13 protein-coding genes and 1 pseudogene are annotated in these 12997 nt (G+C 73.1%); 6 read left to right on the top strand and 8 right to left on the bottom strand.

Translation table 11 applies throughout. The features are described 5' to 3' along the window. Positions 1–11 precede the first annotated feature (11 nt). The 3 genes and pseudogenes from C8046_RS20120 to C8046_RS00800 form a co-directional block, all read left to right on the top strand. A pseudogene (locus C8046_RS20120) lies at positions 12–373 on the top strand (maleylpyruvate isomerase N-terminal domain-containing protein); the annotation flags it as partial. 132 nt (positions 374–505) lie between these two features. Further along, positions 506–778 (top strand): hypothetical protein, encoded by a 273-nt coding sequence (locus tag C8046_RS20115; protein ID WP_419183567.1) that lies wholly within the window; start codon positions 506–508, stop codon positions 776–778. A gap of 46 nt (positions 779–824) precedes the next feature. After that, the gene (locus C8046_RS00800; protein WP_109227857.1) at positions 825–1283 is read left to right on the top strand and encodes a hypothetical protein; all 459 of its coding nucleotides are present in this window, start codon (positions 825–827) and stop codon (positions 1281–1283) included. 337 nt (positions 1284–1620) lie between these two features. Here C8046_RS00800 and C8046_RS00795 read toward each other — a convergent pair whose 3' ends face one another. Both C8046_RS00795 and C8046_RS00790 read right to left on the bottom strand, forming a co-directional pair. Then, complete coding sequence (locus C8046_RS00795; protein WP_109227856.1) at positions 1621–1944, bottom strand: hypothetical protein; 324 nt, start codon at positions 1942–1944, stop codon at positions 1621–1623. A 188-nt stretch (positions 1945–2132) separates the two neighbouring features. After that, a complete protein-coding gene (locus C8046_RS00790) occupies positions 2133–2312 on the bottom strand; it encodes a hypothetical protein (protein WP_109227855.1) in 180 nt (59 codons plus the stop codon). A 627-nt stretch (positions 2313–2939) separates the two neighbouring features. Between C8046_RS00790 and C8046_RS00785 the strand changes: the two genes are divergently transcribed. After that, positions 2940–3413 carry a septum formation family protein gene (locus tag C8046_RS00785; protein ID WP_109227854.1) on the top strand — a complete coding sequence of 158 codons (474 nt, stop codon included), beginning with the start codon at positions 2940–2942 and terminating at the stop codon, positions 3411–3413. 94 nt (positions 3414–3507) lie between these two features. On the opposite strand, the gene C8046_RS00780 is transcribed toward C8046_RS00785, so the two are convergent. From C8046_RS00780 to C8046_RS00770, 3 genes are read right to left on the bottom strand one after another with little or no spacing between them, the layout of a single operon-like run. Further along, positions 3508–4365, bottom strand: coding sequence for a transglutaminase family protein (locus C8046_RS00780; protein ID WP_109227853.1), 858 nt, complete (start codon positions 4363–4365; stop codon positions 3508–3510). Further along, on the bottom strand, positions 4362–5291 hold the full coding sequence (locus C8046_RS00775) for an alpha-E domain-containing protein (protein ID WP_109227852.1): 930 nt from the start codon (positions 5289–5291) through the stop codon (positions 4362–4364). Before C8046_RS00775 ends, C8046_RS00780 begins: the two co-directional genes overlap by 4 nt. Beyond that, a complete protein-coding gene (locus C8046_RS00770) occupies positions 5285–6949 on the bottom strand; it encodes a circularly permuted type 2 ATP-grasp protein (RefSeq protein WP_109227851.1) in 1665 nt (554 codons plus the stop codon). The genes C8046_RS00775 and C8046_RS00770 overlap by 7 nt, the downstream gene beginning before the upstream one ends. Before the next feature lie 90 nt (positions 6950–7039). Here C8046_RS00770 and C8046_RS00765 point away from each other — a divergent pair, with 90 nt between their 5' ends. Next, positions 7040–7633 (top strand): type II toxin-antitoxin system PemK/MazF family toxin, encoded by a 594-nt coding sequence (locus tag C8046_RS00765; protein WP_109230639.1) that lies wholly within the window; start codon positions 7040–7042, stop codon positions 7631–7633. 203 nt (positions 7634–7836) lie between these two features. Beyond that, the gene (rpsT, locus tag C8046_RS00760) at positions 7837–8097 is read left to right on the top strand and encodes a 30S ribosomal protein S20 (RefSeq protein WP_109227850.1); all 261 of its coding nucleotides are present in this window, start codon (positions 7837–7839) and stop codon (positions 8095–8097) included. 348 nt (positions 8098–8445) lie between these two features. On the opposite strand, the gene holA is transcribed toward rpsT, so the two are convergent. The 3 genes from holA to C8046_RS00745 form a co-directional block, all read right to left on the bottom strand. After that, positions 8446–9468, bottom strand: coding sequence for a DNA polymerase III subunit delta (gene holA / locus C8046_RS00755; RefSeq protein ID WP_109227849.1), 1023 nt, complete (start codon positions 9466–9468; stop codon positions 8446–8448). A gap of 38 nt (positions 9469–9506) precedes the next feature. Further along, a complete protein-coding gene (locus C8046_RS00750) occupies positions 9507–11852 on the bottom strand; it encodes a ComEC/Rec2 family competence protein (protein WP_109227848.1) in 2346 nt (781 codons plus the stop codon). A 121-nt stretch (positions 11853–11973) separates the two neighbouring features. Continuing rightward, positions 11974–12924: a ComEA family DNA-binding protein gene (locus tag C8046_RS00745; protein ID WP_109227847.1), complete on the bottom strand. Its 951-nt coding sequence runs from the start codon at positions 12922–12924 to the stop codon at positions 11974–11976. Positions 12925–12997: the final 73 nt, after the last annotated feature.

Raw genomic sequence — 12997 nt, 5'->3', positions numbered from 1 at the left:
TCCGGATAGAGATGCGGGAACGGCACCATGGTCCCATGCCCGCCCCCGTGTCCCGTGACCTCGAGGTGCTCGCCGACCTCCAGGACGCCTTTCTCGACTCCGTCTCCGTGGTCGACCCGACCACGCCGGTGCCCTGGTGCGGGCGCTGGCGGGTGCGCCAGCTCGTCGTCCATCTCGCCCGGGTGCACCACTGGGCCGCCGCCCAGGCGCGCCGCACCCACGAGGTGCCGCTCGGCCGCGGTCCTTCGACCTGCCGGAGCTGTACGAGCGCTGCGCACGGGAGCTGCGGGAGACGCTGCTCGAGCTCGACCCCGACGCCCGGGCCTGGGCGCTCGTCGACGACGGCGTGCCGCACGACGAGCAGCGCGGCACCGTGGCGTTCTGGCACCGTCGCCAGAAGCTCGAGACCCTCGTGCACCTGTGGGACCTGCGCACCGCCGCTGGTCTCGAGCTCGAGGTCGACGACGAGCACTGGTGGGACTGCGTCGACGAGATCGTCGGCGTGATGCACCCGCGCCAGGTGCGGCTCGGGCGCACCGGCCCGCCCGCGGTCCACCTCACGCTCCGGCGGCCCGGCGGCGCCTCGCTCGTGCTCGACGGCGGTCTCCCGCCCGTCGCAGGGGTGCCGCGCCTGACGGTCGAGGGTCAGCCCGAGCACCTCGCCCTGCTGCTGTGGGGCCGGCTGGCCGCGGACTCGCCGGCCGTCACCGTGACGGCGGACGAGCCCGACGCCGTCGCGCACCTCGCGGCGCTGCTCGCCACGCCGCTCACGCCGTGAGCGAACCGCGCTGGTCGGTCCTGGCGACGCGTGCGACGCTGGACGGGTGAGCGAACAGGGACCGGCAGCGGGAATCGACTGGGGCGCCATCGGGCGCGGGGGCTCGCGCGCCCTCGGGAAGCCGACGCTCTACCTGCTGATCGCCGGCGCCGTCACGATCCTGGGACTGTTCGCCGCGACCATCGGACTGACCGGTGCCGGCGCCTGGATCGTGCGCGTGGCGGCCGTGCTGCTCGCCGTCCCGGTCGTGTGGCTGGGCGTGCGGCGCACGCAGGTGCTGCGCCGACTGCACAGCATGGAGCTCACCGGGGAGCACCCCGACAACGTCGTGCGCACGGTGACGCCGGACGGTCAGCAGCTCGAGATCATCGTCGCCGGCGCCGAGCAGACGGTCGTGCCCCGCGTGGGTGTGGGCGGGCTCGCCGCGCTGAGCATCGCGACCCTGAGCAGCACCGGGCTGTCGTTCGGGCTGCTGCTCGTCGTCGGGCTCGCGCGCCTCTTCTGACTCGCGGCCCGCGGGGTTGCGACACGGACCCCCGGCCCTACTTCGCGGCAGCACTCGGCCGGCTCCTGCAGCAGGACCGCTCGGGTCGACGTATCGATCAGAGCAAGTACTACAAGAGAGGTTCGGGGCGTCGATCCTGCGGCGCTGCGTCAAAGCACCTAGTCCGCAGTTGCTCCAAGAATGCCTCCTCGCCTTCAGTCGAGGAGGCAGGTAAGTCGATCACTCAGTGAACTCGGAAACGGCAAAGAGGCCCTTCCCACATGAGGTGCGGGTCGGCTGGGCTGGGGGGGTAGGGGTCGAGGTCTCCCTGGGAATCGAACTTCTCCCACCCGGACCCTTACTCTCGCAAGATTCCGTCTTCCAGCTCGGAACGCAGGGCGATAATCTTGTCGACCAGGTATCGGGCCTCAGCGTCATCCTCGCGCAGCGCTCGAGGAGCGATGGTGTACATCGCCCACTCCCACATCGGCGTCACGACGTGTTCCCTGAGGCTCGAGCTGTAAGAGCCGGAACTCTTCAGAAAGAGAACCACGGATTGAAGCAGGTCGGCAATCTCGTCTGCTCCTGTACGAGCATCACCGCCGAGCTCCGTAATTTCTCGCTGGAGCGTTCCAACTCTTTCGAGCGCACGACGCGCTGTCGCCTCGTCGAGGATGATCATGACTACCCCTTCATTAGAACGGCGGTCTGCAAAAGCACATCGGGCGGGCGTCGCGTATGGGCGCGAAACGGCTATCTGGAGCAATCAGCGACGGCCGGAACGTCGTAGCCTCGTTCAACTTACTCGTCACGACAGATAAAAGTCATCGCAAGAACGATCGACAAACGTGCCGATCTGGTCAGCCGGTCTCAGCTACCGCTCGTGCCGGGAGTGCGCCGGAGTGCCTCCGCGTCGCGCATAGCCTGCTCGCGGCGACGCTTCTCGACTTCCAGAACCCTCAACTTCTCAGCCTCCTCGGCCTGCTTCATCGCTTCGGCGCTTCGCACAATCGCCGCAGATGCGCTGGTGGCTGCCTGGTTGAAATCCATCGTGTCTCCTTTATCGCGAACCGACGAGGCGAAAGTAACATGACGAGACGCAGCACGCAGCCTCAACGAGCATCCGGATTCAAAACGCCAGTCGCGCATTATTGGCACGAGAGGGCCGAAACAACACCGGCCGCCTCAGAATGGAGTGGGACACCTCCCGGTAGCTGGCTTTTGCGCCGATCAACAGGAGATCGCGTCAAACGGGCACCTCGAGCTGCGACCACACCTGGGGTGGACAGCGATGCTCGAGGTCGACCGAGGCAGGCACCGTAGCGCTCCTCATCGCTTCGATCGATGGCGTGGATCGGACCTCACCCACGCGTACATTCGAGTTGCCGTGCGACCCCACGGACGGAACGCAACCTCTTCTGGGGTTGCGACGGCCGCAAGCTTCCCGTTCTTCACGATCACAACTTGATCGGCATGAGAGGTCAGAAGGGTGACCGAAACGCGAGCCCGGTCCCGGCGATAAACACGTCTCGTTCCCGGACCACCGCGCGCGTCGACCAGCACTGGCGCTAGTCTCCCGGCAGGAACGGGTGGACGATCTCGGGGGCGTCGCTCGTGACCCCGGTCCGGTGCGCCCGTGTCGGCCGATCGGCACCCCCGGTTCAGGAGGCTTCGCCCATGAGGGTTCGCACGCTCACCACCGTCACCGCCGTCGCGGCCACCGCTCTCCTTCTCGCCGCCTGCGGCCAGGGCGAGACCCGCGACGAGTCGGGCGAGATCGTCACCGGTGGCGACACCGACGTCTTCTCGATCGCCGTCGGCGACTGCTTCAACGACGTCGACTCCGACCAGATCACCGAGCTCCCGACGGTTCCATGCGCCGAGGCGCACGACAACGAGGTCTACGCGGAGTACACGTTCACGGAGGACGAGTACCCCGGCGACGACGTCGTCCAGACCCGCGCCCAGGAGGAGTGCCTCGCGGTGTGGGAGGAGTTCGTCGGCGTCGCCTACGAGTCCTCCGCGCTCGAGGTCTTCCCGATCACGCCGACCGAGGGCAGCTGGAACGACGGCAACGACCGACTCGTCTCCTGCGCCATCTGGGACCCGGCCGGCCAGGTCACCGGCTCGCTCGCCGGCGCCGCGCGCTGATCCGCACGGCCCGCTGATCCCCGCCGACCGGGCTCGTCGTCCACGTGACGACGGGCCCGGTCGTCCGTCTCCAGCCGCGACAGCTCCTACGCGCTCACGCCTCCAGCGTGAGCGCGACCTCCACCGACTGCTGGGACCGGCCACCGCCGGCGAACACGCCGCGCAGCGGGGTGACGTCGTAGTACTCCCGCCCACGGGCGACGACGACGTGGTGGTCGCTCACGTGGGTCCGGTTCGTCGGGTCGTACGGGTACCACTCGCCGCACCAGAACTCGACCCAGGCGTGGGACTCCCCCACGAACGTCTCGCCCACGACGGCTTCGTGGCCGAGCGGGTGCAGGTAGCCGGAGACGTAGCGCGCCGGGATGCCGAGGCTGCGCAGGGCGCCGATCGCGAGGTGCGCGATGTCCTGGCAGACGCCCTTGCGCTGCTCCCACGCCTCCACGGCACGCGTGTGGACGCCCGTGGCGCCCGGGACGTACTCGACGGCGTCGCGGACCGCGTTGCAGACGGCGAGCGCGGCCTCGGCGGGCGAGCGTCCCCCACCGTGGGCCAGGGCGAGGGCCGCGAGGTCGTCCGAGGGCGCCGTCGCGGGCGTCGGAGCGAGGTACTCCGCCAGCCGGTCGACGATCGGCGGGTCCGAGAGCATGGACCACTCGACCTGGTCGGCCACGCCGGTGGCGCCGGGGTCGGGGCGCGGGGCGAGGTCGACCGTCGACTCGGACACGACGACGAGCTCGGAGTGCTTGCGCAGCACCTCGAACCCGACGACCTGGGTGCCCCAGTAGTCGCGGTACTCGTGGCTGAAGCTGCTCGGCGAGGCCGTCAGCCGCGTGCTGAGCACCATCTGGCCCGGGATCGTCGAGGGGCGCATCCGCGCCTCGTTGTAGGAGGCGGCCGCGGGCCGCTCGTAGACGAACCTCGTCGTGTGGACGATGTGCAGCCGTGTCACAGTCGCTCTCCCACCCAGTCGTCGTGCAGGCCCGTCGGGAAGTAGCGCACGCGGACGGCGTCGCTCGCCGACGAGCACCCCCGCTGCACCTCCTCCATCTCGGCGGGAAGGTTCTCCAGGAGCTGGCCCACCGGGCGGAACTCCAGGCCGGAACGGACCCGACCGAGGATGCGGACGGCGCTCTCGCTGCTCGCGCGGTCGTTGCCCTCGCCCAGCGTGACGAGGCACTGCTCGGCCTGCCGCAGGGCGTACACGACGGAGCGCGGGAAGAGCGGGTCCAGCAGCAGGAACTCCGCCGCCAGGGCGTCGCTCGCGTTGCCGCGGTAGGCCCGCAGGAACGCCTCGTAGGCGCCGCACGAGCGCAGCAGCGTCGTCCAGCTCGGGCCGCTCGATCCCGCGACGGCCCGCGTGGCCACCAGCCGCGCCGTCATGTCGGCCCGCTCGATCGAGCGCCCGAGCACGAGGAACGTCCAGATCTGGTCCCGGCTCGTGGCCGAGTCGGTGATCCCGGCGGCGACGGCGGCGCGCTCGCGCACCCAGGCGAAGAACTCGGGGGTGGTGCGGTTGGCGATCGCGCTCGGGAGATCGTTGCGCGTGGTGTTGAGGCACTCCCACAGCTCGGTCGAGATCGTCTCGCGCGCCCGCCGGGCGTTCTCGCGCGCCGCGTCCAGCGCCCCGGCGATCGACTGGGCGTTGAGCCGGTTGTATGCCAGCGTCTGCATCACGTGCGAGGGCGTCACGGCCGGCCCGACGGGTGGGGGTGACGCGCCCATGACGGCCAGCAGCGACCGGCATGCGAGGTCCTCGGAGACCCAGGGGTCCTCGAGGAGGAGCTGCAGGTGGGTGTCGAGGATGCGCGAGGTGTCGTCGGCGCGCTCGACGTACCGGCCCACCCAGAACAGGGACTCGGCGATGCGGCTCAGCACGTCGGGGCCTCCGGGACGTCGGTGGTGGGCGCGACCGGGGGCGCGACCGGGGTGGCTGGTGCGACCGCCGCAGCCTGCTGCTGCTGCTGGTCCTGCGCGTGGCGCGCGGCGTCGGGGTGGGTGTCGACGGCGGGACCCTGGCGCAGCGACGGCCCCGACACGACGTCACCGGCCTCGTCCAAGTCCTCCACCCATCGCGACCGGCCCATCACCCACGTGTCCTTCGAGCCGCCGCCCTGGGAGGAGTTCACGATGAGCTCTCCCTCCTGCAGCGCCACCCGGGTGAGACCGCCCGGCAGCACCCAGACGTCGTTGCCGTCGTTGACGGCGAACGGGCGCAGGTCGACGTGTCGCGGGCGGAGTCGGTCACCGGCGAGCGTCGGGACCGTGGAGAGCTGCACGACCGGCTGCGCGATCCAGCCGCGGGGGTCCAGACGCAGCCGCGTGCGGGCCTCGTCGAGCTCCGCCCTCGAGGCCACCGGCCCGATGATGATGCCCTTGCCGCCCGAGCCGTCCACCGGCTTCACGACGAGCTCGTCGAGCCGGTCGAGCACCTCCGACAGCGCGTCGGGCTCCTCCAGGCGCCACGTGTCGACGTTGGAGATCAGCGGCTCCTCGCCGAGGTAGTACCGGATGAGGTCGGGGACGTAGGTGTACATCAGCTTGTCGTCGGCGACGCCGTTGCCGACGGCGTTGGCGATCGCCACGTTCCCGAGTCGCGCCACGCTCAGCAGGCCGGGGCAGCCGAGCAGCGAGTCCTGCCGGAAGGCGACCGGGTCGATGAACTCGTCGTCGACGCGGCGGTAGATGACGTCGACCCGGCGTCGCCCCTCGGTCGTGCGCATGTAGACGCGCCCGCCGCTGCAGAAGAGGTCGCGTCCCTCGACGAGCTCGACGCCCATGAGACGCGCCAGCAGCGAGTGCTCGAAGTAGGCGGAGTTGTAGACGCCGGGCGTGAGCACGACGACGACGGGGTCGTCCACGCCCGTGGGAGCGGCCGCCGTCAGCGCGGAGAGCAGCCGACGGGGGTAGTCCGCCACCGGCATCACGCGCATCGAGCTGAACAGCTCGGGGAAGGTCTGCGCCATCGCGCGGCGGTTGGACAGCACGTAGCTGACACCGCTCGGGACGCGGACGTTGTCCTCCAGCACGCGCCAGCCGCCCTCGCTGTCGCGGATGACGTCGATCCCGGCGACCTGCACCCGGACGCCGTTCGCGGCGACGATGCCGCGGGCCTGCCGGTGGAAGTGCGCCGAGGAGGTGATCAGGGCCCGCGGGATGACGCCGTCGGTGACGACCTTCTGCCGGCCGTAGATGTCGTCGAGGAGCTTCTCCAGCGCCTTGACGCGCTGCGCGACGCCCGGGGCGAGGGTGTTCCACTCGTCCGAGTCGAGCACGCGCGGGACCGGGTCGAGCGGGAAGGGTCGCTCCTCGCCGCCGATGTCGAAGGTGACGCCCTGCGCGAGGTAGGACCGGGCGAGCGCGTCGCCGCGGGCCCGGATCTCCTGCGGACTCAGGCGCGCCATCGTGCCCCGCAGCTGGGCGTACTGCGCGCGCCAGACGTCGGCGGAGGTCGCCTCCTCCGTGTCGCTGCTGACGAGTCCCGTCATCTCGTCCCAGGCGTTGCCAGTGGGATACCCCTCGAACAGGTCGGCCATTCCCCGAACCTAGTGGCCCCGAGTAACGGATGCGTAAAACGACGCGCCCCGCGCCGTCGGGCCGACGGCGGTGCGTGCGAGAGTGTGCCCGTGAAGATCGAGAACGTCGCCCGCGCCCTGCTGCAGCTGCTCGCACCGCGTCGTGGGGGCTCCCGCACGGCCCCCGAGCGCGGGCGGTCGACGGCCACCCTCACCGGGGCGCGCCCGTCGTCCGGCACCCGCCCGGCGGGCGGGTCCCGACCGGCCGACCCCGCCACGGCGACGGCGGGGATCGCCGAGTACGACACCCACCGCTGGGGTGCGCCCACCTTCGCCTACCACCCGGATCCCGACGGCGACGCCGACCCCGGCGAGATCGTGTGGGGCTGGGTGCCCTACGAGGAGGACGCGTCCCAGGGCAAGGACCGCCCCGTGCTCATCGTCGGCACCCGGGGCAAGGACCTCGTCGGCGTCCAGCTCACCTCCAAGGACCACTCGCGCGACGCCGCACGCGAGACCGCCCGCGGTCGCACCTGGGTCGACATCGGCTCGGGGTCCTGGGACTCGCGGGGACGGGAGAGCGAGGCACGCGCCGACCGTCTCCTGATCGTGGGCCGCGCCGCGGTGCGCCGCGAGGGCGCCACCCTCGCGCGGGCGCGCTACGACGACGTCGTCGCCGCGGTCCGGCGCCAGCACGGCTGGTGACGGCGGGCGGGGTCGCCGGTCCAGCGGCGCCGGCGGTCCTGCGGGCCGCGCCGTCGACCGGTGGTAACATTGCAGGTCGAGCCTGGCGCCCGCACGGGTCGGCCGGCTCGTTCCGTTGACCGCCACGGGTGCCCCACGCCCAGTCTCAGGCCGACGGGAAGAACCCTCGCCGACCCATCACTCCAAGCACCAGGAAGTTCAACGTGGCAAACATCAAGTCCCAGAAGAAGCGCATCCTCACCAACGAGAAGGCGCGCCTGCGCAACAAGGCCGTCAAGTCGGAGCTGAAGACCTACGTGCGCAAGACGCGCGAGGCCGTCGTCTCCGGCGACAAGGAGGCCGCTGCCGCGGCCCTCAGCATCGCGTCGCGCAAGCTCGACAAGGCCGTCTCGAAGGGTGTCCTGCACAAGAACCAGGCCGCCAACCGCAAGTCGGGTCTGGCCAAGCAGGTCGCCGCTCTCTGAGCGAGGCTCCCCGCGCACGACGCGGGCGTGAGCCACGGCGCCGTTCCCCCCGGGGAACGGCGCCGTTCGCGTTGAGGGGGTACTTCCCGCCCTACGCGGGGGTACTTTCAGCCCCTCAAGGGGGTACTTCCCGCCCCTCAAGGGGGTACTTCCCGCCCCTCAAGGGGGTACTTCCCGCCCCTCAAGGGGGTACTTCCCGCCCCTCAAGGGGGTACTTCCCGCCCCTCAAGGGGGTACTTCCCGCCCCTCAAGGGGGTACTTCCCGCCCCTCAAGGGGGTACTTCCCGCCCCTCAAGGGGGTACTTCCCGCCCTCGAGGGGGTACTTTCAGCCCCTCTCGGGGGTGATCTCAGCCGCGCGCGGCGGCGATTCGGCGCACCGCGCGCTCGACGGCGAACTCGGGCGAGCGCGACTCGCCCTTCACCTCGGCGTCGGCAGCCGCCGTCGCGAGGATCGCCGCGGCCAGGCCCTCCGGCGACCAGCCCTGGAGGTCCCGCCTGGCGCGATCCACCTGCCACGGCGCGAGCCCCTTGAGCGCGTCGGCTCCGTGGTCGCGACCGCGGGACGCGGCCACCTTGGCCATCGTGCGCAGCTTGAGCGCGAGCGCGGCGACCAGCGGGACCGGCGGCGTACCGCTGGCCATCGCGTGCCGAACGAGCACGAGCGCCCCGGCGACGTCGCCGGCCACGGCGGCGTCGGCCACCTTGAACCCTGTCGCCTCCACTCGGCCGCCGTAGTAGCGGTCGACCTCCTCCGCCGTGACGGTGCCCGTGGTGTCGCTGATGAGCTGCTGGGCCGCCGCCGCGAGCTCGCGCAGATCGGAGCCGACGGCGTCGACCAGCGCCGCCACGCCGTCGCTCGAGATCCGACGGTTCGCCCGACGGAACTCGGCCCCGACGAACGTGGGCTTGTCCCTGTCGGGCACCGGATCGCACGCCACGAGGCCGACCTTGGCCGCGACCAGCGCGTCCAGCACCTTCTTGCCCCGCACGCCCCCGCCGTGCCGCAGCACGACGGTGACCTCGGGCGCGGGGTCGGCGAGGTAGGCGAGCACGTCGGTCGCGCAGGCGTCGGTCATCGACTCGAACCCGAGGATCTCCACGTGCCGCGGCTCGGCGAACAGCGACGGGGACGTGATGACGGCGAGCCGCCCACCCTCGTACTGCGCCGCCTCGATCGTGGTCACCTCGAGCTCGGCGTTCCCGTCGGCCGCGGCGGCCTCGCGAGCAAGGCGAGCCAGCCGCGACACGGCCCGGTCCCCGAGCAGCCCCTCGGTCCCGCGCACCAGCACGATCGAGGCCAGCTCGACCTCGTCCCAGCTGGCGCCGGCGGTCGGGGCGGAGCGGGCGGAGGAGCGACGGGCGGGAGGCACGGGGCAAGCCTGCCACGTCCGCACACCCCGCCACCGGATCACGGCGGGCACCCGGCGACGTGCAGCGCTCCGCCGTCGCCCCCCGCCGCGCCGACGCCGACGAGCACCGCGATCGGACCGCACCGGTCGGTCCGCACGACCAACGCCCCGGCGCCGGTCAGCGCCTCGATCGTGTCCGGTGCGGGGTGGCCGTAGTCGTTGCCCGCCCCGACGCTGACGATCGCCAGGCGGCCGGCCGCCGCCGCGAGGAGCTCACCGTCCTGGTCGGGCGATCCGTGGTGGGCGACGACCACCACGTCCGGTGCGACGGCGAGCAGGCCCGGCCAGGTCCGCGCCATCGCCTGCTGGGCGGGCGCGCCGAGGTCGCCGTGCACCAGGACGGTCAGCCCGGGCGCCGTGACCCAGAGGGTGAGGCTCAGCTCATTGGGATCGACGTCCCCACCGATCGCCACCGCCCGGTCGGTGGGCCACAGCGTCGTGAGCGTGAGGGGCCCGACGGCGTCAGTCGGGGCGCGCGGTCCCTCGGGGCCGGCGGTCCCCACCACGCGCTCCTCGACCGTGACGCCGTCGCCGCGCAGCTCGGACACCAGCGCCGCCATCCGCGGATCGGTGGTCGCGGGCACCAGCACCGAGGCGACGTCCACGGTGGCGAGCACGGCGGGCAGGTCGCCGACGTGGTCGGCGTCCGCGTGCGTGAGCACGAGCCGGTCGAGGTGGCGGACTCCCGCATCGTCGAGGCAGGCCTCTCCCCCACCACCGCCCGGTCCGACGTCGACCATCACCGCGCGCTCCCCGCCACCCTCCCGTGCCGTGGAGATCAGCAGCGCCGAACCCTGACCGACGTCGCACTGCAGCAGGCGCCACCCGGGCGGCGGGAAGGCGGCCTCGACGACCGGCGCGGCGACGGTGACGAGCGCGGGCCGCCACGGCGCGACGAGGGCGGCCGCGAGGGCCGCGACGGCGACCGTGCCGGCGAGGACGAGCACGGTCGGGACGCCGCGGCTGCCGACCCGTCCGACCAGTGCCCGGCCGCGCTCGGTGCGCACCAGCACCGTCACGCCGAGCGCGAGGGCCGCGAGCGCCGCGAGTCCCGTGACCCCGGGCGGCCACGGCAGCCGGGCGAGCGGCAGCTCGGCGCACCGGTGGGCGACCTGCTCGATCCACCACGTCCCGGCCTGGGCGACCCACAGCAGGCCGTGCGCGCCGGCGGGCCAGCAGACGGCGAGCAGCGCGGCGAGCAGGGCGAGCACGGTCACCGGCGGGACGACGGGCGCGACGAGGGCGTTCGCCAGCACCCCGTACGTGGCCAGCCCGGGATCGACCAGCACCAGGACGGGGAGGCACGCGAGCTGGGCGGCTAGCGGGACGGCCAGCGCGACGGCGAGCGGATCCGGCAGGCGGCGACGGAGCAGCTCGGTCAGTGGTCCGGCACCGAGGACGAGACCCGCCGTCGCCGACACCGAGAGTGCGAACCCGACCTCGCGGGCGATCCACGGATCGGCGAGCACGAGGACGGTGACGGCGGCGGCGAGCGCCGGCAGCGCACTCGCCCGGCGTCCGAGGACGACGGCGAGCACCACCACCGCGCCCATCGCTGCGGCCCGCACCACGCTGGGGTCCGGACCCACGAGGCCGACGAGGCCGGCGAGCACCAGGACCGCCACGAGGGCGCGGCCACCGCGCCGCAACCCACCCGTGGCGACCAGCACCCCCGCGAGCACGACGGCGACGTGGGCGCCGGACACGGCGAGCAGGTGCCCCAGCGACGAGGCCCGCATCGCCTCGGTCAGCGGCTCGGGGACGAGCGAGTCGTCGCCCACCCCGATGCCAGGCAGCAGCGCGGCGTGCCCCGGGAGCCCGGTGACCGCCTCCCGCAGCGCGGTCCGGATGTCGTGCCCGACCGTGCGCCAGGCGGGTGGCGGCGCGAGGATCTCGGGCTCCTGCGCCAGGACGAGGGCGACCGACCGGTCACCGGGCTCGAGCCGGCGGAGCACCGCCGAGGACCGGACGAGCGATCCGGGAGGGATCGACGACCACGAGGCCGGAGCGACGACAAGCACGGGGGCGCGAGCACCGAAGCGCTCGCCCCGCACCTCGACGCGCAGCAGCGTGGCCTCGAGGCGGAACCGCGCGGCGCCGTCGGGCGCCGGACCGGCGACGGGGACGGGCGGCTCCGCCGTCCGCAGCAGCACGTCGCTGCTCCCGGCCCACGCGAGCGCATCGGCCGTCCCCCGGGTGCGCAGCGCGTCCTGCGCGACGGTCCCCCCGACGACGAGCGCGATGAGCAGACCCCCGAGCGCGAGCGGGGCCGTGCCGGTCTGCCACCGACCGCGATGGCGTGGCCGCGGGCGGCGGGACCCGCGCCAGAGCGCGAGAACGGCCACGACCCCACCGGCGGCGGCCAGCGCCGCCCGTCCCGCGCCGTCGAGCCCGACGGCGAGCGCGGCCGCCCCCAGGCCGCGAGGGCCGGGACGACCAGGCGGCGGTCGCGGCGTCGGTTCACGCTCACACGGTCACCAGGTCCCGGAGCGAGCCCATGAGGCTCGGTCCGATGCCGGAGACCTCGTCGAGCTCCGCGACGTCGCGAAAGCCGTCGTTGGCCTCGCGCCAGTCGATCACGCGCTGCGCGATCGCCGGCCCGATTCCCGGGAGCGCGTCGAGCTCGGCGAGCGTGGCGGTGTTGAGGTTCACGCGACCGGTGGGTCCCGCGACCGAGCCGGGCGTCGTCGGGGACCCCGGCGTCACGCCCGACCCACCCGCGTCGACCACCGGGGGTGCCGACTCCCCCACCGCCGGCACGTGCACCTGCTCGCCGTCCACCAGCACCCGGGCGAGGTTGAGCGCGTCGAGATCGGCCTCGCCGTCGGCGCCGCCCGTGGCCGCGACCGCCTCGTGGACCCGGGCCCCGGCCGCGAGCGTGACCACCCCGGGGGCGAGAACGTGGCCCGAGACGTGGACGACGACGGTCGTCGCGGGAGCCGGGGCGCCGCCCGGTGCCGCCGTGTCCGTCGGGACGGCGGTGGGGTCGGAGGCGTCCGGGGGCGCCCCGGCACCTTCCTCGGAGGGATCACCGCCGTCATCCGCCGGAACCTCCACGACGGGCTCGGCCGCGCTGGGCGCCACGGGCGGCACCTCGACCACCGACGAGGTGGTGACGGCCGCGCGCACCACGAGGAACGCCGTCGCGAGCGCCAGCGCGACAGCGGCCGCCAGCGCCGCCCGCGGCGAGAGCCGGCGCGCCCGACGACGGGACGCCGGCGGCATCGCCCGTGAGGTGCCGTGCCGAGCCGGCGCTGGCCTCCCCGCGGTCCGCCTCTCGCTCTCGATCGGCTCCTCCTCGTCCTCCCCGGTGCCCGGCAGGCCACCCTCCGCGACCGTGTACGCCGCCCGGGTCAGCGCCATCACCCGGGCGCGCTCGTCACCTCGACGACGCCGGGTTCCCTGCGGTGCTGCCATGCCGTGACGGTAGGAGCCGAGGGACTGGCGTCACAGGGCCCTCGAGCACCTCGTGCATCTGGGCGACACGTCC

The sequence above is a fragment of the Serinibacter arcticus genome, assembly GCF_003121705.1.
Taxonomy (GTDB): Bacteria; Actinomycetota; Actinomycetes; order Actinomycetales; family Beutenbergiaceae; genus Litorihabitans.
This window is presented reverse-complemented; position numbering and strand designations above follow the sequence as displayed.

What these genes read in the sequence shown, in the direction of transcription:
- C8046_RS20115 (WP_419183567.1), top strand. Translation starts at nt 506, where the DNA reads ATGCACCCGCGCCAGGTGCGGCTCGGGCGCACCGGCCCGCCCGCGGTC.
- C8046_RS00795 (WP_109227856.1), bottom strand. Translation starts at nt 1,944, where the DNA reads ATGATCATCCTCGACGAGGCGACAGCGCGTCGTGCGCTCGAAAGAGTT.
- C8046_RS00790 (WP_109227855.1), bottom strand. Translation starts at nt 2,312, where the DNA reads ATGGATTTCAACCAGGCAGCCACCAGCGCATCTGCGGCGATTGTGCGA.
- C8046_RS00785 (WP_109227854.1), top strand. Translation starts at nt 2,940, where the DNA reads ATGAGGGTTCGCACGCTCACCACCGTCACCGCCGTCGCGGCCACCGCT.
- C8046_RS00770 (WP_109227851.1), bottom strand. Translation starts at nt 6,949, where the DNA reads ATGGCCGACCTGTTCGAGGGGTATCCCACTGGCAACGCCTGGGACGAG.
- C8046_RS00745 (WP_109227847.1), bottom strand. Translation starts at nt 12,924, where the DNA reads ATGGCAGCACCGCAGGGAACCCGGCGTCGTCGAGGTGACGAGCGCGCC.